26 protein-coding genes are annotated in these 22,758 nt (G+C 56.7%); 16 read left to right on the plus strand and 10 right to left on the minus strand.

From position 1 onward, the window contains the following. Positions 1-235 (minus strand): GPO family capsid scaffolding protein (locus ACW9IR_RS06455; RefSeq protein WP_457462252.1); only part of this gene is annotated, 235 nt, incomplete at its 3' end. Between the two features lie 162 nt (positions 236-397). On the opposite strand from ACW9IR_RS06455, the gene ACW9IR_RS06460 reads away from it, so the two are divergent. The 3 genes from ACW9IR_RS06460 (at position 398) to ACW9IR_RS06470 (ending at position 3,554) form a co-directional block, all read left to right on the plus strand. Then, on the plus strand, positions 398-2,440 hold the full coding sequence (locus tag ACW9IR_RS06460; protein WP_457462254.1) for a terminase large subunit domain-containing protein: 2,043 nt from the start codon (positions 398-400) through the stop codon (positions 2,438-2,440). Then, complete coding sequence (locus ACW9IR_RS06465; RefSeq protein WP_457462329.1) at positions 2,352-3,221, plus strand: phage portal protein; 870 nt, start codon at positions 2,352-2,354, stop codon at positions 3,219-3,221. Before ACW9IR_RS06460 ends, ACW9IR_RS06465 begins: the two co-directional genes overlap by 89 nt. A gap of 75 nt (positions 3,222-3,296) precedes the next feature. Further along, complete coding sequence (locus ACW9IR_RS06470) at positions 3,297-3,554, plus strand: ogr/Delta-like zinc finger family protein (RefSeq protein ID WP_064392752.1); 258 nt, start codon at positions 3,297-3,299, stop codon at positions 3,552-3,554. A 55-nt stretch (positions 3,555-3,609) separates the two neighbouring features. Here ACW9IR_RS06470 and ACW9IR_RS06475 read toward each other — a convergent pair whose 3' ends face one another. After that, positions 3,610-3,795 (minus strand): hypothetical protein, encoded by a 186-nt coding sequence (locus ACW9IR_RS06475; protein ID WP_220556597.1) that lies wholly within the window; start codon positions 3,793-3,795, stop codon positions 3,610-3,612. 102 nt (positions 3,796-3,897) lie between these two features. Further along, on the minus strand, positions 3,898-4,245 hold the full coding sequence (locus tag ACW9IR_RS06480) for a helix-turn-helix domain-containing protein (RefSeq protein ID WP_273878035.1): 348 nt from the start codon (positions 4,243-4,245) through the stop codon (positions 3,898-3,900). Between the two features lie 92 nt (positions 4,246-4,337). Between ACW9IR_RS06480 and ACW9IR_RS06485 the strand changes: the two genes are divergently transcribed. The 8 genes from ACW9IR_RS06485 (at position 4,338) to ACW9IR_RS06520 (ending at position 9,458) form a co-directional block, all read left to right on the plus strand. Further along, complete coding sequence (locus ACW9IR_RS06485; RefSeq protein WP_095050509.1) at positions 4,338-4,538, plus strand: DNA-binding protein; 201 nt, start codon at positions 4,338-4,340, stop codon at positions 4,536-4,538. Between the two features lie 29 nt (positions 4,539-4,567). After that, positions 4,568-5,041: a YmfL family putative regulatory protein gene (locus ACW9IR_RS06490; RefSeq protein WP_457462258.1), complete on the plus strand. Its 474-nt coding sequence runs from the start codon at positions 4,568-4,570 to the stop codon at positions 5,039-5,041. Then, positions 5,038-5,403: a hypothetical protein gene (locus ACW9IR_RS06495; RefSeq protein ID WP_457462260.1), complete on the plus strand. Its 366-nt coding sequence runs from the start codon at positions 5,038-5,040 to the stop codon at positions 5,401-5,403. Before ACW9IR_RS06490 ends, ACW9IR_RS06495 begins: the two co-directional genes overlap by 4 nt. 75 nt (positions 5,404-5,478) lie before the next feature. Next, positions 5,479-5,712 (plus strand): hypothetical protein, encoded by a 234-nt coding sequence (locus ACW9IR_RS06500; protein ID WP_064392761.1) that lies wholly within the window; start codon positions 5,479-5,481, stop codon positions 5,710-5,712. A 2-nt stretch (positions 5,713-5,714) separates the two neighbouring features. Continuing rightward, positions 5,715-8,513: a toprim domain-containing protein gene (locus ACW9IR_RS06505; RefSeq protein WP_457462262.1), complete on the plus strand. Its 2,799-nt coding sequence runs from the start codon at positions 5,715-5,717 to the stop codon at positions 8,511-8,513. Between the two features lie 16 nt (positions 8,514-8,529). Then, a complete protein-coding gene (locus ACW9IR_RS06510) occupies positions 8,530-8,823 on the plus strand; it encodes a hypothetical protein (RefSeq protein WP_457462264.1) in 294 nt (97 codons plus the stop codon). Between the two features lie 66 nt (positions 8,824-8,889). Beyond that, on the plus strand, positions 8,890-9,186 hold the full coding sequence (locus ACW9IR_RS06515; protein WP_457462266.1) for a hypothetical protein: 297 nt from the start codon (positions 8,890-8,892) through the stop codon (positions 9,184-9,186). Continuing rightward, positions 9,183-9,458, plus strand: coding sequence for a pyocin activator PrtN family protein (locus tag ACW9IR_RS06520; RefSeq protein ID WP_064392767.1), 276 nt, complete (start codon positions 9,183-9,185; stop codon positions 9,456-9,458). The genes ACW9IR_RS06515 and ACW9IR_RS06520 overlap by 4 nt, the downstream gene beginning before the upstream one ends. Before the next feature lies 1 nt (position 9,459). On the opposite strand, the gene ACW9IR_RS06525 is transcribed toward ACW9IR_RS06520, so the two are convergent. After that, entirely contained in the window at positions 9,460-10,584 is a 1,125-nt protein-coding gene (locus tag ACW9IR_RS06525) for a site-specific integrase (RefSeq protein ID WP_457462332.1), read from the minus strand. A 102-nt stretch (positions 10,585-10,686) separates the two neighbouring features. Between ACW9IR_RS06525 and dusA the strand changes: the two genes are divergently transcribed. Continuing rightward, positions 10,687-11,697 carry a tRNA dihydrouridine(20/20a) synthase DusA gene (dusA, locus tag ACW9IR_RS06530; protein WP_457462269.1) on the plus strand — a complete coding sequence of 337 codons (1,011 nt, stop codon included), beginning with the start codon at positions 10,687-10,689 and terminating at the stop codon, positions 11,695-11,697. Between the two features lie 75 nt (positions 11,698-11,772). Continuing rightward, the gene (locus ACW9IR_RS06535) at positions 11,773-12,144 is read left to right on the plus strand and encodes a DUF2388 domain-containing protein (RefSeq protein WP_457462271.1); all 372 of its coding nucleotides are present in this window, start codon (positions 11,773-11,775) and stop codon (positions 12,142-12,144) included. On the opposite strand, the gene ACW9IR_RS06540 is transcribed toward ACW9IR_RS06535, so the two are convergent. Then, a complete protein-coding gene (locus tag ACW9IR_RS06540; RefSeq protein WP_102902269.1) occupies positions 12,145-12,978 on the minus strand; it encodes an undecaprenyl-diphosphate phosphatase in 834 nt (277 codons plus the stop codon). Positions 12,979-13,483: 505 nt separating this feature from the next. On the opposite strand from ACW9IR_RS06540, the gene ACW9IR_RS06545 reads away from it, so the two are divergent. From ACW9IR_RS06545 to ACW9IR_RS06555, 3 genes are all read left to right on the plus strand, one after another. Continuing rightward, positions 13,484-14,224: a winged helix-turn-helix domain-containing protein gene (locus ACW9IR_RS06545; protein ID WP_116030854.1), complete on the plus strand. Its 741-nt coding sequence runs from the start codon at positions 13,484-13,486 to the stop codon at positions 14,222-14,224. Between the two features lie 279 nt (positions 14,225-14,503). Beyond that, positions 14,504-15,136 (plus strand): winged helix-turn-helix domain-containing protein, encoded by a 633-nt coding sequence (locus tag ACW9IR_RS06550; RefSeq protein WP_457462274.1) that lies wholly within the window; start codon positions 14,504-14,506, stop codon positions 15,134-15,136. Positions 15,137-15,525: 389 nt separating this feature from the next. Then, positions 15,526-16,920, plus strand: coding sequence for an undecaprenyl-phosphate glucose phosphotransferase (locus ACW9IR_RS06555; RefSeq protein ID WP_007950006.1), 1,395 nt, complete (start codon positions 15,526-15,528; stop codon positions 16,918-16,920). A gap of 795 nt (positions 16,921-17,715) precedes the next feature. Here ACW9IR_RS06555 and ACW9IR_RS06560 read toward each other — a convergent pair. From ACW9IR_RS06560 to ACW9IR_RS06580, 5 genes are all read right to left on the minus strand, one after another. Next, positions 17,716-19,794 carry a YjbH domain-containing protein gene (locus tag ACW9IR_RS06560; protein ID WP_457462276.1) on the minus strand — a complete coding sequence of 693 codons (2,079 nt, stop codon included), beginning with the start codon at positions 19,792-19,794 and terminating at the stop codon, positions 17,716-17,718. Further along, positions 19,791-20,549 carry a capsule biosynthesis GfcC family protein gene (locus tag ACW9IR_RS06565; RefSeq protein WP_457462334.1) on the minus strand — a complete coding sequence of 253 codons (759 nt, stop codon included), beginning with the start codon at positions 20,547-20,549 and terminating at the stop codon, positions 19,791-19,793. Before ACW9IR_RS06565 ends, ACW9IR_RS06560 begins: the two co-directional genes overlap by 4 nt. Then, positions 20,549-21,214, minus strand: a complete 666-nt coding sequence (locus tag ACW9IR_RS06570; protein WP_457462278.1) for a YjbF family lipoprotein — start codon at positions 21,212-21,214, stop codon at positions 20,549-20,551. Before ACW9IR_RS06570 ends, ACW9IR_RS06565 begins: the two co-directional genes overlap by 1 nt. A gap of 11 nt (positions 21,215-21,225) precedes the next feature. Then, the gene (locus ACW9IR_RS06575) at positions 21,226-22,341 is read right to left on the minus strand and encodes a polysaccharide biosynthesis/export family protein (RefSeq protein WP_016985642.1); all 1,116 of its coding nucleotides are present in this window, start codon (positions 22,339-22,341) and stop codon (positions 21,226-21,228) included. A 90-nt stretch (positions 22,342-22,431) separates the two neighbouring features. Further along, a complete protein-coding gene (locus ACW9IR_RS06580) occupies positions 22,432-22,668 on the minus strand; it encodes a hypothetical protein (RefSeq protein ID WP_007910552.1) in 237 nt (78 codons plus the stop codon). Between the last annotated feature and the right edge of the window lie 90 nt (positions 22,669-22,758).

Raw genomic sequence — 22,758 nt, forward strand, 5'->3', positions numbered from 1 at the left:
CCAAAGCAATTTGCCCAGGCTCCAGATCGTCGCCCTCTTCCACCAGTCGCACGGCGAACACAGTGCCGTGGGAGCCAGGCCAGCGCTCGTGGTCACACCAGATCACAGCAGTGTATTTGGCCGGGGTGTAGGTCTCGGCGATGTCGCGCAGTTCCTGGGGAAGGATGTCGCGACCATCAATTGTCGGGCCGCTGGTAGCAACACGTTTCCAGTAGGAGACAAGGGAACGGGGCATGAGTGGTAACTGCGCTCAATCGCTGAATGAGCCGCCACGATAGGGAGCCGTTTACCGCCAAACAAACGGTTGAAATTCGGGGTTCTCCTATTTTCGGGAGATAGGCGGATCGCAGCATTTAACCCCGCGTTTCCGGGGTTTTCGCCGCATAGACTGCGGCGCATGAACTACCCGACCGAAGTTAAAGAAGCCGCAAAACGCCTCTACCTGCGCCGCTGTTCGGTGAAGGAAATACAGGCGCACTTGAAGCTGCCCAACATCCGAATCGTCTATTACTGGATCCGCCAAGGCGGCTGGGACGAGATGCTGACGGATGAAGAACCGTTGAGCGCGGTCAACCGGCGAATCACCCTGATCCTCGAAAAGATCGATCCGCTGACGAAAGCCGAACTGGACGAACTGGAGCGGCTGACGAGCCTGCTTGAGCGGCTTAAAAAACTTGCGGCCAAGCCTGCGCAGGTAGCGCCGTCGGACGCACCGGACGAGCCTCGCGAACGCCAGCCTGGTAAACGTCGTGAACGAGGCGAAGGCGGCGGCAACAAGCGCGAAAAGAAGGCAAAAAACGACGTCAGCGGCCTGACCGAAGTGGACTTCCTCGATAAATTCATCTCGAAGATGTACGGCTACCAGAAAGATCTGTTCGAGGCGAAACAGAACCCGCTGACTCGCCGTGTCCGGAACATCCTCAAAAGCCGACAGGTCGGCCTGACCTACTACTTCGCCGGCGAAGCGTTCATGGACGCCGTGCTGAGCGGTGACAATCAGGTGTTTCTGTCTGCCAGCCGATCGCAGTCCGAGATCTTCCGCAGCTACATCATCCAGTTCGCCAAGCAGTGGTTTGATATTGAGCTGACCGGCAACCCGATCACGCTCAGCAACGGCGCCGAACTGCGCTTTCTCAGCACCAACAGCAGCACTGCCCAGGGCTATCACGGCCACGTCTACGTGGATGAATATTTCTGGATCCGCGACTTCGAAAAACTCAGCACTGTGGCCAGCGCAATGGGCACCCACAAGAAGTGGCGAAAAACCTACTTCTCGACGCCCAGCGCGGTGTCGCACCAGGCGTACCCGTTCTGGTCGGGCGAGGAATTTCGCAACAGCAAACGCGGCAAGAAGGCCGGTGGTGTGTGGCCGAGCGAAGCGGCCTACACGCAGGGAGCGCTGTGTCCGGACGGCCAGTGGCGCAAGACGATCACCCTGGACGATGCGATCGCCGGCGGCTGCGATCTGTTCGACCTGGAGCAGTTGCAGCTGGAGTACGACGAAGACAAATTTCAGCAGCTGTTCTACTGCAAATTCATCGACAGCACCCAAAGCGCATTCAGCCTCAAGGATCTTGAACGCTGCTACTCGGATCTATCGTTGTGGGAGGACTACAACCCAGATCTGGATCGACCGTTTGGCAACAGCCCCGTCTGGCTTGGCTACGACCCAAGCCGCACCCGCGACGACGCCACCTGTGTGGTCATCGCGCCGCCACTCGAACCCGGGGCGAAGTTCCGGATTCTGGAGAAGCACAGCTGGCGCGGTCACTCGTTCACCTACCAGGCTGCACAGGTCAAGAAGCTGACCGAGCGCTTCAACGTTCAGCACATCGGCATTGACGTCACCGGCGTGGGTTACGGCGTTTTCGATCTGGTGCGCGACTTCTACGCCAAGGCAACACCGATTCACTACAGCCTTGAGGCGAAAAACGCTCTGGTGCTCAAAGCCCAGGACACGATCCAAGGCAGTCGCATCGAGTGGGACGCCGGCTGGACCGATATCGCCCAGGCATTCCTGACGATCAAGCGCGGCGCCACCAACAGTGGGCAGATCACCTACAGCGCATCGCGTACCGAAGCCACCGGTCACGCCGACATTGCCTGGGCGGTGATGCACGCCCTGTCCAACGAACCTTTGAACACCAACAAGCGGCGTCGCAGCCGCTACGTCACGAGTAACCAGAGTAGCCATGGCCAACCGCAAGCGCAGAAAGCAACACGTAGCCCAACCAACGCAGCAACCGATGCGCTCATTTACGTTCGGGGAACCGGAACAAGTGCTGTCTGGCAACATCGGCGAGTACGTGGGCGTGTTCCCCAGCGACGACGGCAAGATCTACAAACCTCCGGTGTCACGGGCTGGCCTGGCCAAGCTGCTGCGCGCCAACGCGCACCACGGCGCCATTCCAAAATTCAAACGCAACCTGCTGTTGCGTGAGTTCATCCCGTCGGCAGGCTGCAGCACCGAGACAATGGGGCGCGCCGGGCTGGACTACATGGTGTTTGGCGAATCGTATTTCTACAACGACACCAATGCATTCGGCCAAGTGCTGGAGCTGCAGCACCTTCCAGCTATCAATATGCGGGTAAAGGTCGACGGCGGTTTCGTCATGCTTCTGCCCGACAACAAGGAAATGGAATTCGAACAGCACGAGATCTCCCACGTTATGGATTACGACGTGGAACAGAACATCTACGGGATCCCGGACTACTTGGGCGGCCTGCAGGCGCTGCTGCTCAATGAGGCGGCCACCCTCTTCCGCCGTCGGTACTACAGCAACGGCGCGCACGCCGGCTACATCTTCTACACCAACGATCCTGACCTGACCGAAGAGGACGAAGACGAGCTGCGCGCACAGATCAGTGCCAGCAAGGGCGTGGGCAACTTCCGCTCGATGTTCGTCAACATTCCAAACGGCAAGGAAAACGCGATTCAGATCATCCCCGTGGGTGACTTCCAGGCCAAAGACGAGCTGGAGAAGGTGAAGAACATCACCCGAAACGACGTTATCGCCGCCTGGCGCATGAACCCGGCACTGGCCGGCATCATCCCGGAAAACACCGGTGGTTTCGGGGACATCGAAAAGATTGATCGCGTGTACACCAGCAACGAAATCCGGCCGATCTGCCAGTTGTTCAACCAGCTAAATGACAAGCTGCGAGAAGACAGGCGATTTAGCTGGAAGCCTGCTTATGAAGCAGTGGATACCACTACATGATCAACCAATCGTAGAGAAAGCCACTGTTTATTGTGGCAATATGGTGGCGATCAGCAGCCCCTGGGGAGGGACACAATGAGAGTTGTATGCAATTGCGGACACAAGGGCCGGATTGCCTCGCGGGAAGAGGTAACCAGAGCCTTTGTAAAACTGTACTGCCAGTGCCTAGACGCAAAGTGCGGGCACACATGGGTGGCAAATCTGACGTTCTCGCACACGCTCAGTCCGTCCTCGCAGACATTCGAGCGGATGTTGATCGATCGGTTGCGGGAAATGCCCCGAGCGAAGCAGCGGGAGCTTTTCGAGCAGTTGGGATCGCAGGCGGTGGCGTAGTTACAAACCGCCAACGCTATAGCGCCGGCGATCGGGATCATTCAAGGAATGACGGTCAGCCCTCTACTTTCTCCTTTGGGTTGATTGCCAGTATCTCGGCCACGCGACGAACCTGTTGCTGTTCAATGCGGCTCAGCCGGCGATACAGATCGATCAGTCGACGCTCAATGTCCGTGAGTACGGTAGTTTCCGACCCGGCGTGTTCGAGGTTGATGTGATCGTTCTTCTTGCGATCCAACATGCTAACTACTCCATAAAGTGCATTGCTGAATGGACTTTATGGGGGGGGCGCAACTGCATTGGAATAAGAGATACCCCAATGACTGTGCGGGATTGTTGCGAGTTAAGACCGTTGCCGGGCGGCGTCGTCGGCCATCGCTTCAAGGAAACGACGAATCGCCTTCTGATCATCATCAGGGATCGACCTGAATTGCATGATCATCTGTTCTTCCGAGGGGCTAAAAAGTTGGCCCAATGGTGTCGCATGACGTCCCGTGAGCACGTACGCCGCATCTACCCCCTTCTCTTCCAGGGCAGTGACGTAACGAAGGTCTAGGGAGCTGGCCCCCAGTTCGTAGTTCTTTTGCGTTCCCCTACTGACTCCAAGTAGGACTCCAAACTCTGTTTGATTTAACCCCAAGCGCTCGCGCTCTTCCCTGAGGCGTTCACCTACTCGATCCGCTATGAGCATTTTTTTAGTCACCACCATTGACTTGATCATTTTTTTGACCAAGAATCACCACAGACAAACGCAAACAAACACAAATGAACAGAGAGGACACTATGCCCGCCACCATTACGCACGAGCAAGCCCGGGCGGCTCTCGATCGAAAGGGACTAAGTATCGCGGAGTTCAGTCGCAAGCATGGGCTGAACAAAAATTTGGTCAGCGACCTTTTGAACGGTCGGATCAAAGGTCGCCGAGGGGAGGCACATCGCGCCGCCGTGTTGCTAGGCATCAAAGACGGTGTGATCGAACAGTAATCGCGGCTCTCCACAGGGAAAAGTAGAAGTTGAAAAGTCCAATCCTAGATACCCGTAAAGAAGTCATGAGCGAGATCATCCGCAGTTACACCGGCGGACGCGAAGCCGCTGCTGCGCGCTTAGGTCTGAAGCTCAAGAAGTTCGACAACCATGCCTACGAAAACGCCGGTTGCAGTCCTCTCAGCGACTCACAAATTTTCATGCTCGAGCAGAACTGTGGAACTCAGCACTTCCCCAATTACGTCGCGTCGATGTATGGGGGACTGTTCGTACCAGTGGCTGATCCTGGAACGCTCGACAATGTCGAACTCTACAAACGCTCCGTGCAGGTTTCTGCAAAGCGAGGATGCGTTGATCAAGCTATTGCCGCCGCTCTTGAAGACGGTTCGATCAGTGATGAAGAAGCCGAATTCATCATGGACGCGCATAACCTCCACGTAGCAGCAAGGCACGCAGAAGTGCTCGCTGCCATCGCTCTCTACCGCGCAGGAAAGGCTCAATGAACAATTTGTCTGCAGTACCGGAATACCAGGATGTTCTGCAGAGCGCCGCGCTGGCGTTTCTTGAGCGTCACCACTGCGAACACCTGAGCGACGATCAGCAACTGTTCAGCCGGGCTGTTCAACACCTGGTTGCAGACTATGACGTTCAAACGCAGGTCGCTGAAAAAATCGTTCACCTGGCAGGCACCACCATGGTCGCCGTTCGCGATCGGCAACGCCTGAACATCCAGAGCAGCACGTCGACGCACACCGTGATCGTCGATCCCGTCACCGGCCGACAATGGGCCGTACCAGTCAGCCTCATCTATGAGCGAATCATCAACGCGCCGGACCTTGGCTGCTTTCGCTTAGCCAACTCGTAACACCACCCCCCACATAAACGCCTGCCCCACACCCCGTGGGTTTGGGTGAGCTGCGCCCGAAATCGAGGTTTCAAGATGGGAAACGCCGTAATTCTGACCACCCAGCTGCCACCTGCAGAGGCCGAAGCACTTCTGGCTGCAATGCGTGAGCAGTACCGCTTGAGCCTCAACGACTACTGGTACGCGGATGAATACCGGTATGTCCCGCAAGAAAAACGGCACAGCTCAATCCTCGAAAGAACTCCGGTGATGGCCGCCCAGAAACGCCTGATGGCCGCCCTCTCCCTCAGCCTCAAAGCAGTGAAGTAATCATGAAAGAAGATCTCCGCCACGACGTGTTGCAACGCCTCCAGTTCGATTTCGGACTGAAGCACCGCGTAGGCACCGATTACATGCGCGGGGGCACCTGCCCCAAATGCAAGAAAAAGGAGCTGTACTCGCGTTTCGATACCCCATGGATGGTGATCTGCGGCCGCCCTGAAAAATGCGGCCACACCTTGCACGTCAAAGAGCTGTACGACGATCTGTTTGAGGATTGGAGTAAGCGTGCACCGGCGACGGACCAACACCCCAACGCCACCGCGCGGGCTTATCTGGAATTCGCCAGGGGCTTTCGGTTTGAACTGATCCAGGGTTGGTTCACCCAGGAAAGTTTCTACTCGCCTGAACACAACGCCGGCAGCGCCACGGTGCGCTTTGCCCTGGAAAAAGGCGGCTGGTGGGAACGTCTGATCGATCAACCGCACCGTTTCGGCAAGATGAAAGCACGCTTCAAATCCAAGGACAGCTATCGCGGCGTCTGGTGGTGCCCCCCTTGCGTCGACCTGCTCGAGGTTAAGGAAATCTGGATTGTCGAGGGGATCTTTGACGCCATCGCTCTGGTGCACAACGACATCGCGGCCGTATCGGCCATGTCTTCCAACGCGTTCCCTGGGGACTCGCTCAAGGCCCTGATCAAAACCCGTGAGGGCGGCAAGCTGCCCAAGTTGGTCTGGGCGCTGGACAACGAACCGAGCGCCAACGCCTACACCCGGCGCTGGGTCCGCGAAGCCCGCGCCCTGGGTTTCGTCTGCGAGTCAGCACAGATCCCGCAACGTGACGGCCGCAAGTCTGATTGGAACGACCTGCACCAGCGCTGGAATTTTATTCAGGACGACACCAAGCGCGCCGAACAGGTCGCAACGGACCTCAAACAGGCCCGGCACCATGGCGCCCTGCTGCTGGCAGAAAGCGCAGCGGAAAAAGCCCTGCTCATGTACGACTGGAACAAGCGCGGGGAATTTCACCTGGGTTTTGGCAACCGTCTGTACTGGTTCAAGCTGGACATGGAGAAATTCAACCGGGCCATGTCCGACATCGAGGACAGCGAGAACCACGACGACCAGCTGCTCAACCAAGCGCAACAGCGCGAGAAGGCGCTGCAGCAGTCCGGTAGCGTCGTGGAGATTGCCAACTGCTACCCGCAAGCCTTGTACTTTCAGCGCAACGAAGTCACCGACGAGTCCTGGTATTACCTACGCGTGGACTTCCCCCACGACTCCGAAAGCGTGAAAAACACTTTCACCAGCGGCCAGCTGTCCGCCGCCAGTGAATTCAAAAAGCGCCTGCTCGGCATGGCCGCCGGCGCCATGTTCACGGGCAGCGGTCAGCAGCTCGACAAGCTGATGAAGGACCAACTGTTCGGCATCAAAACCGTGTCGACCATCGACTACGTGGGCTACAGCAAGGAATACGCCTGCTACGTCTACGGCGATATCGCAATCAAGGACGGCACCACCTACAAGGTCAACAGCGAAGACTATTTCGAGTTCGGCAAGCTGCGCCTGAAAACCCTGCAGAAAGGCGTCCCCATCAAGCTGCAGCGGGACGGCAAAGACTTCAACGAGCAGTGGGTGCAGTTGCTGTGGACCTGCTTCGGCGCCCAGGGCTTTGTCGCGCTGGTGTTCTTTTTCGGCTCGTTGTTCTGCGAACAGATCCGCGCGCGTTACCAGTCCTTCCCGTTTCTGGAAGCCACCGGTGAAGCCGGTGCCGGCAAAACCACTCTTCTCAACCTGTTGTGGAAACTGCTCGGACGCGAAGGCTATGAAGGCTTCGACCCGATGAAATCGACCAAGGCCGGACGCTCGCGCCTGATGGGCCAAGTCTCAGGTATGCCGGTGGTATTTCTGGAAGCCGATCGCCACAGCGACGATCGGGCACACGCGAAAACCTTCGAATGGGATGAGCTGAAAGACTTCTACGGCGGCGGCACTTTGGCCACCAAAGGCGTCAAGACGGCGGGCAACGAGACGTACGAACCGCCATTTCGGGGAACGATCGCCATCAGCCAGAACGCCGCCGTGGTGGCTCACGAAGCGATCATGACGCGCATCGTAAAGCTGCACTTTGTACGCCCGACTGTCACCCCGGAAAGCCGTGCGGCCGCTGACCAGTTGAACGCACTGGACGGCGGCACCCTCAGCCACTTCCTCTTGAAAGCGGTGGGCAAAGAATCTGCCGTACTCGATCTGTTCGCCCAGCGCATGCCCGAACACGAAGCCAAGCTGCGCCGCCTGCACACGCATTGTTTTGCCTGCAGTACGGCCTATGTCAGCGACCAGGGCAACTGCACCAGTTGTGGCTATGACCTGCGCGGCTACATCCGCGTGGAGCGTATCAGCAAGAACCACGCTCAGTTGCTTTCGCTGCTCGATGCGCTGCGGCTAGTCCTAAAACTGGATGAGCCTCAAATAGCCGCGACCCAGCGCCAAATCGTCCGCATGGCGATCGAGCGCCAGGCGTCAATCAGCTCCGACCACCCGGCCGTTGCTGAATTCTGGGAAGTCTACGACTACCTCGAATCACTCAACGATGACCCCTTGGTTGATCACAGCAGTGACCCAAGCGTCATCGCGATAAACCTCAACGAATTCAGCGAACGAGCTGCTGAACACAAACAGAAACTGGCGGACGTGGCCACCCTGCGTGACCTACTGAAAGAGTCCCGCTCGCACAAGTTTCTGGAAGCAAACAAGGCCGTACATAGTGCAGTCCGCGCAGCCATGAACAGCAGGACACCCTTGGCGACGGGTCGCCCTACCACAGTCAAGTGCTGGATCTTCAAAGCGTGAAAAGGAGGCTACACCAATGCAAATCCAAGTCTTTATGGGCAATGCCGGCGACGGCAAAACAAGCAAGCTGCAGGAGATCCAGAACCGGTTGGAAGGGATCGGCGAATGCCAGCCGGTCATTCAGGCCGGTGCTTATGGGGAGGACGGACTGCTGCAGATTCTTGAGGTTCGTGCCGCAGGTGGCCAACGCGAAATCCTGGTGGACGAGTGCAGCCCACAGCAGATTTTGAGAGTACTCGAATGGCAGTCCTGCACTGAGGAAGATCCGAAGTACGCGGGCCTAATCATTCACCTGGCCCGCCAGGACTGACGGAAAAAAGAAGCGATGTCGAGGAGTTGCACCTCCCCGACATCGACCACCACCGAGGGCAACACCATGGAAGTAAAGCACCAAAGCGGCAGTGATTCGAAGGCTAACACACTCAACAACAGTGACCCCCACACGCGGCATCTGGTGGCTATCAGAATCGTAGGTACAGCACTGTTTGATTATCGGGTACGGAAAACCGAAGTAGCGCGTATCCGTCTTGAATGCCTTACCACTTTCGCCAAGGAGTTGGGCGACATCGACGCGGCAGAGTTCGCTGTTGTCGCTCAACTACTGGCTGGCAACTCAACAGCCAACCTAACCCCAATTGATCGACCTCACTCACTCGAAGGAATCGCACTATGAAAACGTTGTTTGTACTGATGGCTCAATACAATGGCCAAGTGGTAATTCCACTGGATCGAGTGTGTCAGGATTATTTCACGCATCTGACAACAGACATGTTCCAACGCAAAGTGGGGGCCGGCCAGATAAAGCTCCCTATCACTCGCATGGAGCCGAGTCAGAAAAGCGCGAAAGGTATTCATATTGCAGACCTGTCGGCTTACCTAGACGAGCAGCGCGCTGCAGCAGTCAAAGAAAGTAACCAACTGAACAGCGCGCCGCGCAGCAGCTAACTCACTTCAACGTTTTGGCGCCCAGCTTTACGGGCGCCTGCAGGATGCGCTCGAACCACTCCCAAGTTGCATAAACATCCCCCCGCCCGCGCAGGTGGGTATAACGGCGCATCGAGTTCCAATCTCGATGTCCCGACACACTCGCCACTCGCGGAATATCCCAGTCCATTTCGAAAAGCCGGCTGACGCCTTCGTGGCGCAGATCGTGAAAGTGCAAATCTGCGATGCCCAGGATTTTGCAGGCCCTTGTCCAGGACGTGGACACGGATTCAGCGCTGTAAGGAAAAATCTCAGGCAACACTTTAGGCATGGTCTGAAGTATCGCCCATGCTTCTGGCGGCAAATGACACCAGACGTCGTTACCGATCTTCTGGCCTGGATTCTTCATGTCACGAACCAGCACCCGCTGGCCAGCTTCGTCCAAGTCATCCCATAGGATCCGAGTGATCTCTTCTTGCCTACGCGTGGAAAACAACGCGAAGCCAGTCAGCTTAAGCATGTTGATAGACGTTGGACGACGGGTTTGGATACTCCGGAAGTGCGAAAGCAGTTTGTCGAGTTCGTCCAGGGTTGGCCGGCGATCGCGCTCGCGGCTTTTCATGTTGTAACCGAGCTTTTTTAATACTCGGCGGGCGTCCACCATTGCATGCGGATCCACTTCATAACCCCAAGCGGGGCGAGCGATCGAGAGAACCGCGCCCAGGTGTGCGAGATCGTTGCCAGCGGTCTGGGGCTGAACACCCCCACCCTCCTTGCCCATGCGCCATAACGCATACTCAACCAGGTGCTGGCTGCTTATATCTCTGTCGTTCAACCTTCCCAAGTAGGACTCGCTGATCGCCTTCAACGTGCCGAGCTTAGTTTTCCCGAGAGGGCGCACCTTGGTCATTTCGGCCAAGTAGCGATCGATCATTTCCTTGATCGTCGCACCAGGTCGGTTCGCCCGCTCGATCGCACCTGGTTCGTCCAGCTCGGTTTCTCTTTTACGCACCCAAGCCTGTGCGGCCTGTTTTCGGGCGAAGGTCTGACTCTCTTGGTAAACTTGCACCCCATCGCGAAACAGGCGTATCTGTGCCGTGTAACTGGTGCTGCCGTCGGTGCGTTTCCGTGCTCTGATCGTGGCCATAGTCAACTGGTACAATTGAAAAAGTGATTGGTACATTGTACCAACCGACCTTAGAAAACGCCTATTTACCCCCTGAAATCGGCCTAGAACACGTAGAGCAAAATGGTACATAAATCAGCTACATACCCAACAAACACCGACTCTACGCTGTCTAGAAGGTTCTCCGTTGCGCCCATGATGGATTGGACTGACCGCCATTGCCGTTTCTTCCTACGCCTCCTGTCGAAGAACGCCCTGCTCTACACCGAAATGGTCACCACCGGCGCGCTGCTCAACGGCGATCACGAGCGTTTCCTCCGTCACAACGAAGCCGAGCACCCTCTCGCGCTGCAGTTGGGCGGTAGCGTTCCATTAGATCTGGCCGCCTGCGCTCGCATGGCCCAGGAGCACGGTTACGACGAGGTGAACCTGAACGTCGGCTGCCCAAGCGATCGTGTGCAAAACAACATGATAGGCGCGTGCCTGATGGGTCATCCGCAGTTGGTGGCGGATTGTGTGAAGGCGATGCGTGATGCGGTGTCGATTCCGGTAACGGTGAAGCATCGCATCGGCATCAACGGTCGGGACAGTTACGCTGAGCTGTGTGATTTCGTCGGCACCGTGCGCGATGCCGGGTGCACCAGTTTTACCGTGCATGCGCGGATTGCGATTCTGGAGGGGTTGTCGCCGAAGGAGAATCGTGACATTCCGCCGTTGCGCTATGACGTGGCGGCGCAGCTGAAGGCGGATTTTCCGGAGTTGGAGATTGTGCTGAATGGCGGGATCAAGACGATGGAGGCTTGCCATGAGCACTTGCAGACCTTTGACGGTGTGATGTTGGGGCGTGAGGCTTATCACAATCCGTATTTGCTGGCAGAGGTGGATCAGCAGTTGTTCGGCAGTTTGGCGCCGGTGATCAGTCGGGCTGAGGCGTTGGCGCAGTTGCGTCCTTATATAGCTGAGCATTTGCTGGCGGGTGGGGCGATGCATCACATCACCCGGCATGTGCTGGGTTTGGGCACTGGGTTCCCGGGGGCGCGGAAATTCCGTCAGTTGTTGTCGGTGGATATTCACAAGGCCAAGGATCCGTTGGCGTTGCTGGATCAGGCGGCTGAGTTGCTTGAAGGTCGTTGATTGATGGTTTGAATGTGCGGGCGATGCATGAGCGTTGCCCGGCGTTTTGATGTACTGACAGGATGTCTTTTGTTTATGCCCGCGTTTAGTTTTTCCGGTTTCAAGCGTTACGCCTTTCTTGCCTTGTTCAGCTTCACTTCCGACGTTTATGCGCACTGCGACGGCTTTTGCATGGGCCGTACCGATACGCCGTGGCAGGTGACGCAGTTTTCCGGGTTGTCGATCATGGTGCTGTTGCTGACGCCCTTCTCTGCCACCAACAACACTACGGAAAGCTTTAAACGCGTTTACTCCGCCGAGGAGCAGGAAGACGCGCGACTCTATCTGGCCAGCGACGGCATGCTGCAGGCCGCGTACTTCACCTCGGCCTTGCAGCGCTATCGCCAGGAGTCGCCGGATTCGGCGTTAAACGATCTCGCCGTTGCGGCGTTGATCAGCGCGCAGTGATCAGGCGGCCGCTGCTGCGGTCCAGTTGACCCAGCCAAACAGCCACGTTGCCAGAATCAACAAGCCAAACGCGATCCGATACCAGGCGAAAGCGGCGTAGCTGTGGTTGGCAATAAACTTGAGCAAGCCACGTACGGCGATCATCGCGAATATGAAGGCAGTGACGAAGCCGAGGGCGAAGACTGGCAGGTCGTTGGGCTGGAACAGATCGCGGTATTTGTAGCCGGAGTACACGGCGGCGCCGACCATGGTCGGCATGGCGAGGAAGAACGAGAATTCGGTGGCGGCTTTGCGCGACAGGCCGAAGAGCAAACCGCCGATGATGGTCGAGCCGGAGCGTGAGGTGCCGGGAATCATCGCCAGGCATTGTACGAATCCGACTTTCAGTGCGTGGGACCAGCGCATGTCGTCGACGTGCTCGACGCTGATCACATGGCTGCGCTGTTCGGCCCACAGCATGATGATGCCGCCGACGACCAGTGCCACGGCGACGGTGATCGGGTTAAACAGGTATTCGTGAATCGCGTCGGCGAACAACACGCCCAAGACCACGGCGGGCAGAAAAGCGATCAGCAAGTTGAGGGTGAAACGTTGCGCATTACGTTCGGTGGGCAGGCCTTTGATGATTTCAAAGATCTTCGGTCGAAACTCCCAGACGACGGCAAGAATGGCACCCAGTTGAATAATGATGTTGAAGGCCATGGCGCGTTCACCGCCGAATTCCAGCAGGTCGGCGACGATGATCTGGTGGCCGGTACTCGAGATCGGCAAGAACTCGGTCAGGCCTTCTACCGCACCTAATATCAACACCTGGAAAAGGGTCCAGAAATCCATTAATCCTCCGTCAGAGCGCTCTTGGCGAGCGACCGGGTAATAACACTCAGGGGTTGAGTATCTGCAGTGAGACCATTGACATACATAAACGCAAAAGTTCATCAGCCATAAAGATTACGTCTTATTAAAAGACACACTCAAGCCATGTTAGTAATCGTCGGCCGACGAACTACGCAGAAAATATTTAGGCCTTTTTGCAGAAAAAAGTTGCTCGGACAATAAAGTGTGATCAATATCACATTATGCAGAGATGGCCAGACAGTGGCAGATGGACATAGACAAAGCCATCGCAATAAGCTCAAAATAGTGGCACCATTGCATATCGCCACCATCTAAGCAGTAGTTCACCCCTCCGAGAAAATCAACTAAAAGCTTGAAAAGCTTAATTATTGTTAGAAAACTCGGGAGACACGTCTAAAATCCGCGCAAATGTTACCAATTGTCAGTCACAGATGAGAACCGGTGCTTTAACATCCCGATGTCAGCACTTAATTCGAGTCAATGCATGATGCTCTCAGGGAACTTAGCGACTAGAAGTCCGCGCCCGACAAACGACGAACCTGGTGTTCTTACTCTGGGTCGTACCCGTGGCGTGGCTGAACATTTCAAAGCGCTAGTCGCCCAGCATTTACGCACTGATGTGGCGCTCGAAGCCGATGCGTACACTAGTTCATATCAGTTGAATGAACAGTCTGGTTCGTATCGAGCGATATTCCTGGTTATCGACAGCCCACAGGCCCTCGAAGACAATCTTGCGCTGGTCGAGAACCTGCGCAGCGACAACTTGAAGCCGATCATTTGCGCGGTCATCACCGGTCGCGGCGCCTTCAACAAGATCAAATATTATCTGGCTGGCGCGGATGTTTGTATCAAGCTCAATACCCTTTCCGACGATGGCGCCGAGTTGCTGGGCGAGTTCTTCAACAGCGAAGAATGGCAACGCGATATCGATCTGACGCTTGATCCAACCCGTATCTGCCTGATGGGCACCAGCAAGAAACTCGATATCTCGTTTGCCGAAATGAAGATCCTCGAAGCCTTCGCGCAAACCAGCAATCACATTCTGAGCCATGATGAAATCGCCAGCATCATGGGCCTCAACACCAATTTCTACGACCCTCGCGCACTGGAAAAATCAATCAGTCGCTTGCGTGGAAAAATCAAGGACATGTATGGTACAAACGCGATTCAGAGCATTCGCGGCTATGGCTATCGCCTGCTGCGGGGTCTGATATCGACTGCCTGACTCTCGGGCAGCCTTCCCTTTTGCATACGTACGAAGGATCGTCTGATGCAACCATATAGCTCCCGTTCTGCTTCACGCCTGTTTGAAATCAAGCAATTGAATGAGCGCGACAACACGACCCATAACAATAAAACTCCATAACATAGCAGCAGATCGAGTGGAATTTATCGAGGGCCAATCTTGGGCCCAGACCCTGCCTATCGATTACTTCCGAGGAAGTCATTGCTCGCCTGCCGATTTTTCTTTTAGCCAATTTTGGTGTGTATTTAGGAGAGAGACATGGAAACTAGTACAACCCTCCCAAGGAAATATTTTGTTGTCGTGACTCACAGTACAACGTCGCAACGTGAACTGGAGAGCATGCTGTCCAGTGAACGTTTCAATTCGTTTGAAGGGGTGGATTCGCCCTCTTCCGCTCCAATGGTGATGGAGTTCACATATCCAAACATCAGTCGAAAAAATGTTGCGCGCAGTATTGAACACGATACACAGCGGATATTGGCCACACTTGAGTCCGAATGGCGCGCAGCGCAATCGGCCAATCCTTTCCAGAATGTCCCGGCGATAACCGCGGAAACCCGCAACATGCCGCCTGCCGTTGAAGGTGATATGCCCGGCAATGAAACCTGGCATCTCCACCCTGATCAGGGTGCACTGGTCAAAGAAGGTGTTGAAATCAGCCTGACTGGCCTGGAAACAGCATTGGTCAGGAAAATGCTCAGCCATGAAGAGCGTGTTGTCAGTCGTGACGAGCTGATTCTCAGCATCGGTCGAGAACCGGAACAATATCGCGGCCTGGAAATGTGCCTGAGTCGTCTGCAAGACAAATTCAAAAGCGCCAGTAATGGTGAGCGACTGTTTCGTGCCGTCAGAAATCGCGGTTATTGCCTGATTCAGGAAGTCGTGGCGTAACCACGAAAATCTCCACGAACAGAACAAGCAGAAAAAGTGCGATTACAAAAACAACAAGAGCACTCTGTTTGGCTAGATCTTCCTCCCTGAATTAAACACTCCCTGCCTCCACCCTCCAACAGTAACAAATACAACATACTTTATTCACCCCTCGCTCTACGACCTTTTCTAACACCCTTCTATTTAATTATTAAAAAGTTGGCACTTTGCCATCTTGTTAGAACTCGTCAGACACCATTCCAGCCAATAACTTAGTCTATTGACTGACGACAGTTCGGCATATCGATGTTGTTACCTCAGGACACTCGTTAAAACAAAAACAATAAGTCTGCATAACAACTCGGATTTCAACTGTTGAAACCTGAATGGACGTCTTTTGGGGATACCGTATGGATCTTTCTTTAAGTATCAATCGAAGCACAGGCCTCAAGGGACTGACCTTTTGGGGCCAATGGGCGCTGGCACAAGGCTTTGTGGTGACGCTGTTGTTCATACTCGCTGAGCAGCACACCGGGACGGTCGCGTTCTACTACCGAATGTGTGCAACCCTGGCGGTACTGGCGTCGGTGCCGGCTTATACGTTTAGCGGTGTTTATCGCAAACGTGACAACTACCTGACCGGTCTCGGTCGACTGTTCATGGGTTGGTCGATGACCATGGCGGCGCTGGCGTGCATCGCCTTTGTCTGCCAGGCCGATGAGCTGTTTTCACGGCAGGTGATTCTGAGCTGGGCAGTGTATGGCTTCCTCGGTCAGGCGTTTCTCTACGCTCCGCTGCATGCGTTTTCCAAGTACTACCAGCGCTCGCGGAAAAGTGAGCACAAGACGCTGATCGTCGGCACCGGCGAACTGGCGTTGGGTCTGGCGAAGAAGCTCAGCCAACTGGAAAATCTGCCATTGGTAGGTTTGGTCAGCAATGGCGATGTTTCCGCGCTGGGTTCGGATGCACCACGGGTTGTTGGCGATCAGGAACAGTTGCTGGAGCTGATTGAGGCGCATGACATCCGTCGTTTGTACATCACCCTGCCGCTGTGTGAAGCCGCGAAAATCGAAGCGATTTATGGTGACTTGCTAGGGGCCAACGTTGATGTGGTGTGGGTGCCGGACTTGAACAGTCTGACCCTGCTGAATCACTCGGTGAAGGTCGTGGACGGTCTGCCGGCGATTTACTTGAACGAGAGCCCGCTGACCAGCCGCCCTACCGCTGCTTTGAGCAAGAGTCTGGTCGAGAAAACCGTGGCGTTTCTGGCGATCATCGCGCTGAGTCCGATCCTGCTGATCATTGCGCTGGCGGTAAAGATCAACTCGCCCGGCCCGGTGTTCTTCAAGCAGGATCGCCATGGCTGGAATGGCAAGGTGATCAAGGTCTGGAAGTTCCGCTCGATGCGTGTTCACGATGACCGTGATGTGAAGCAAGCCAGCCGTAATGACTCGCGCATTACCGCAGTCGGCCGCTTTATCCGCCGCACTTCGCTGGATGAACTGCCGCAACTGTTCAACGTGCTGCAAGGGCACATGGCCCTGGTCGGCCCACGCCCGCACGCCGTCGCGCACAACAACTACTACTCGGGGAAAATCCTCGCGTACATGGCGCGTCACCGGATTAAACCGGGGATCACCGGCTTGGCCCAGATCAGCGGCTGCCGCGGTGAGACGGACACCATCGACAAGATGCAGAAGCGTGTGGAGATTGACCTGCAGTACATCAACAGCTGGTCGTTGTGGCTGGATCTGAAGATCCTGGTGAAGACGCCGTTTACGTTGCTGTCGAAGGATATTTACTGAGGTTTGAAGCTGGATACCGCAAGGGGACGAAAGTCCCCTTTTTTGTGCCTGGGATTTGGGAGTGGAGCTGGATTGCGGGTGAATGCAAAAATTGTGGGAGCGAGCCTGCTCGCGAAAGCGGTGGGTCAGGCAATGATGATGCTGACTGTGCTGACGCCTTCGCGAGCAGGCTCGCTCCCACAGGGATTTGTGGTTGGCTCAAGCCTTGTGGCTAGACACGTAACCTGTGGGAGCTGGCTTGCCAGCGATGGCGCTGTGTCAGGCGACATCAATGTTGCAGGTGCTTGCCAGCGATGGCGGTGGGTCAGCCAATAACAATATTGAATGTGCCGACCTCATCGCTGGCAAGCCAGCTCCCACAGAGATTCGGGATTGGCTCGGGATTTGTGGCGTGACAAATAACCAATGTAGGAGTGAGCCTGCTCGCGATGACGGTGTGTCAGGCAAAAGGGATTGTCGACTGGTTCGACGCTATCGCGAGCAGGCTCACTCCTACAGGGGATTTGTGGTTGGCTCGGGATCTGTGGTGTGACAGATAGCCAATGTAGGAGTAAGCCAGCTCGCGATGGCGGTGGGTCAGGCAACAGGGATGTCGACTGTACGGGCGCTATCGCGAGCAGGCGAAGGCCTAAAGGGGATTTGTGGTTGGCTCAGGCCTTGTGGCTAGACACATAACCTGTGGGAGCTGGCTTGCCAGCGATGGCGGTGGGTCAGCCAATATCAATCTTGAATGTGCCGACTCATCGCTGGCAAGCCAGCTCCCACAGGTTTCAGAGGTGTTTCGGAGATCCGCGCTTACTCCGTGATCTTCTCGAAATTACGATAAAACATATCCCCTTCCCGGCTATCGGTCATCGAGTGCAGTTGGTAGCTGCGGCTCAGTCGCGCACCACCGTCACGGGTCAGTGGGGCCCAGACCAGGTTGGCGCGGCGCATGGTCGACATGCTCATCATTTCGTCGAACGGTATCGATAGGTAGATGCCTTTGTCGAAACTACCTTCGCCGTATTCAGCGCTGCCCGCCGTGGTGATCGTCGCCCACGCACCGAAACGCACGCCATTGAAGAACTCCCGCGAGATGTCCAGCGTACCGCCCCAGTCACCGGCCAGATAACGCCCGACGCTCACCGCCGCCAACGTATCGAACGGCAGATCGGTATACGCCGTGACATGCCCGGTCACCACCGAGTAATCACGCAGGGCAAAACCCTGATCGAAATCGCGCTGACGCACCCAGTTCAGATCCGCCCCCACCGACCAGCGCTCACCGGTCGGGCGGAACAACACTTCACCGCCGACACCGGCAAACATCGATTCCAGATAACCGCCATACACCATGCCATACCAGTCTTTATCCAACTGCTCGGCATGGCTGACCTGGAACAACGGCATGGTGGTGTTAGACGTGGTCAGGTACTGACGCAAATCCGTGCGCACACGCGGCAAACCGCTCGGCGCGTCGTAGGTGAATTTGTCGAAGTTGTTGGCCAGGTTGGCGCTGAGCAAACCGCTCCACCAGGTGTTGCGGTTGAAGCGGTATTCGGCGTCGGCATCGGCGCTCAATTGATAGAGCAAGCCATCCGGGCCGCCAACGTTCTGCTTGAAACCCAGCCCCACGCCATAGCTGAAATGCTGCGGCGCTTCGGTGTAGAGGGTTTTCTCGTTGTGCGGCATCGCCGGGTTGATCTCAGTGGTGCGGTGCAACGATTCAAGTGGCTCTTCGTTGTTGATCACTTCGCGGAAGGTCTGGCGCGGCAAGCTGGTTTCTTCCAGCGGCAAGTCGTAGCGCTTGTTGACCACGGTGAACCAGTCGATGTCGTCGTTGACGCTGTTGTCGAGAATCCGGCTCGCCCTGCCCACAGCCTTGGACGAATGGAAGTAGCGCTGCTGCTCGCCATACACGATCAGCTCGGAATCACGCTGGGTGATGCGCTCGACCTTGTAGCCGGCATTCTGCTGCAAACGCTGCGAGACGTTGGCCCAGTTGACCTGATCCATCGCCGCAGTCGGCGCCTTTGCCGGCAGCGGTTCCGGGGTCGGGTCGTAAGTCTTCGCCGGTGCCTTGCGGCTGACGAAATTGGTGTGAAAGGTCACGCCAAACATCGCCGTATTACCGCGCTCCCACGCCGCGCTGACATCGACCGAATCGGTGACTTTGAACACCGCGCCAAGGTTGATCGGCGAGTCCTGTTTGATCTCGTTGTCCTTCGGCTCGTGCTTGTAGTCGTTGCCTTCGAATTCGAGTTTCAGGCTGAGGCGATCCCACGGCGTCTGATAGCTCACGCCGCCGAAAAACGACGGTCGCCCACGGAAGTACGAACCCGAGTTGACGTCACCGGTGCCTTCCAGGGCCGGCCGGGTATCGAAGCGATCGCTGACGTAGCCCAACGGGTTGTCGATATCGCCGCGATTACCGAGGTAACCCCAGGCAATCCCGGCGCTGAAATCGAAATTGTCGTAGCGCTTGTTGGCGACGAAAAATTCACTGGAGAACAAACCGGTACCACCGATATCTCGGAAGCCTAGCGCCACGTCGGGCAACCAGTGACTCTCCTGCCACAGCCGGACTTTGACGTCGACCGCCTTGTCCTTATAGCTTTGACTACCGCTGAGGGCCTCCGAGCCGTACGGCCGGTTGGTGATCGCGGTGTAGCGAAACGAGCCTTCGAGCCAGTCCAGCGGCTGCAACGACACGCTGTAGCGGCTGTACGGATCGGTGCGGTTGGCGTTGACGCTCAACTCGCCGGCCGGCGCCATACGCGCGGTTGGCGTCTGCAACAGACCGGTGCCACCGAAGTCATTCTGGGTAATGCGCGGCTCGGCATAAGCCAGACCGCAGGGCAATAACAACACAGCTGCAAAACGTAACTTCAACGAACCACCTCGGCCAGCTGCGTGGCAATAAATTCGGCCAACTGCTGATTCAGTTCAGGAAGAGGCGGATCAAGATCATCATTTTTCACCGGCACCAGAATCTTGCTGCCAGCCACCGGAAACTGCCCGGACTCACGATTCCAGTGGGCGATGCCGACGCGCCGCGACGCGCCGTTGGGCTGGATCAGCCACAGGTAATCGGCTTCGGCATCGGCCAGAATCGAACAGCCTTGCAGGTATTCACGGGCCTCCTGCAACGGCTGATACGGCAAGTGGCACGGCTCGGCGACGGCACCGAGCACTTGCACTTCATCGACGCGCTTCGGATAGACCAAACGATCGCCGTCATCGAGACGAATGTTGCGCGCGAAGCCAACCTCCAACGCGACCGGATCGAGATCGGCGATCTGCCGCCCCGTCACCGGCATCTGCCGCACTTCTTCGGCAATGCGCTGCGCAAGCGCCGCCCGACTCGGCAGATCGAACAGCATCGACATGCGTTGCAGCACATCCAGATCGAACAGCACGCCAACCTTCAGCCGCGTCTGCTCCTCAATCAGCGACTGCCGCAGCAACCCGCCCGCCAGCCAATAGCCTTCGGCATTCGGCACGGCTTCGCTGATCACATCGAGCAAGCGTCCGCCCGGTGGCAACGGGACCGGCCCGGGATTGGCGACATCGCCCGACACCGTGACGGCCGCCTGACTCACACTCGCGACCAGCAACAAACTCGCCGACAACATTTTCAGGCGCATCACGGCAGGTGCCTGCGATCAGGGGTGAGCTGCACAAACTTGACGCGCAACTGCGACGTCAGTTGCTGCTCGCTCTGCAAGATGAAACCGTCACGCGGGTCGACCCAGTAACGATTGGTCGCGCTCAGGCCGATGGCCGGGGCGTCAATGTGTTCATCGACACGCAGCACGGTGTATTCCTTGTCGAGAATCTTCAGGGTCTGTTCGGAGCGGCGGGAGAAGCGACTGTTGACGATCACCCCGACTTCCTGGCCCTTGTAGAGGTCGATCCAGCGCCGTGTGGTGAAACCGTCGGCGACGTGATGCAGGCCTTGCTTGAACGGCGCGTCATCGGCCAGCCGCGTGCCATCGAGATCGCCTTCCAGGCCCAGGCCAATGGTGCGCACGGCGAGGCCATTGCGCAGCAGCAGAACCTGTTTGCCGGAAGCGACCCAGAACTGCAGATCTTCGCGCTCGCGCACCAGCGCCAGCACCCCGGAGCCGGACGGCGTGGTCAGTTTCATTTGCGGATAGTTGACCCCGGCCACTTCAGCCGCCGACACGTCGACTTCATCCGGGCCGACGACCGCCGCTTTAAGGTTGTTCAACGAAGCGCTCATCAGCGGGTTACAGCCGCACAGCAACGAGGCCGCCGTCAGGCACAGGCCAACTTTCAAAATGTTCAAAGTCGGCGACCTTATTTGCTGTTGTTACTGTATTCGCTCCAGTTCTTCGCAGCGGAAGCGCCAGTGCCGACAATCGATGCCGATGGCACCAATTGGCTGATCAAGCGGTTCCAGCGAGTCACGTTGGCAGGTCCGACATACACCACGTCCTGAGGACGCACTTCGAAGTGCGAAGCGAGCGCCATGGCGGTCGGCGACTCGGCTTCCAGCTGATAGATCTTGGCCGGTTCGACATCGAGGTTTTCCACGCCACGAATGACATAGACCGCGTTGCCATTGGAGGTGGTCTGGGCCAGGCCACCAACCGATCCGAGCACGTCGGTGAGGTTCATCGTCGCGGTCTTGAAACTCAGCGCACGCGGTTGGTTGACCTCGCCCATCACGTAGATGCGCTTGTTGTCGTTGTACGGCAGATACAGCTGATCGCCGCCCTTGAGGTAGACGTTCTGCAACTCGGAATCCTGCTGATTGAGCGAGTCGAGATTGAGCGGATAGGTGCGACCCTTGCGCGTCAGCAGCAGCCCGGACAAATCGGCGTTGTTGGTATCGATGCCGGCCGAACCGAGGGCTTCGACCACGCTCAGCGGATTGGTGGAAATCGCTTGCGGACCGGCCTTGGCCACCGCGCCAGTGACCACGACTTTCTGGCTGGCGAAACGCAACACCGCGACATCGACCTGCGGCTCGGCAATGAATGCCGACAGCCGCTGTTCGATGTCCGAGCGCAGTTGCTGGATGGTCCGGCCGGTGGCCTGGACTTCCTTGATGAACGGGTAGTAGAGCGTGCCGTCGGAACGCACCAGTCGGCCGTTGGCATCGATCTGTTGCTGCGCGCCGGACGGGGCCGTCAGCTCAGGGTGATCCCATACGGTGATGTACAGAACATCGTTGTTGCCGATGCGGTATTCGGCCGGGGTCGCCAACAGTTCCGGCGGCAGCGACTCACGCTTTTGCGTGGCGCGGTTCATGGCAATCAGCTTGGGCGTGATCGGAATCAGCTCGACCCGGCTGCTTTCACTGGCACCCTGGCGGGTGATGTCACTGGTGCTGAGGTATTGACCGGGGGAAAACATGCAACCTTGCAAAGCGAGACTTGCCAACATTAAAAGATAAACACTACGAGTCATAATGGCACTACGCTATTCAAGGGCGAATCCAAAAACAAAGTCACCCGACTTGCGTCGGGCGACCTTGTACTGCACTAACAGAACTTCCTGTTAGTTATGCGTGCCGGTTGTACCGGTGGTACCCGTCGTACCGGTGGTACCGCCGTTGGCACTGCCACCGCTGTTAGACGCCGCTACAGCACTGGCAACCATTGCAGTACTGGCTGCGGGCGCTTGAGAAGCCGCCACGTTGCCACCTACATTGGTTACCGCTGTCAGCGGTGCTTCAGCGGCGGCAGCCCAGTTGCTCAACATCGTCAACAGGGCAACTGCCATCACTTTTTTCATATCAACTCCTTTCTAACATTCGACCTGTTATAAAACTGGCCTGAGTTAGCGGTGGTGAGTTCAAGTCCGCAAAAAGCGCGAACAAGATCC

The organism is Pseudomonas sp. SDT291_1_S447 (genome assembly GCF_054070155.1).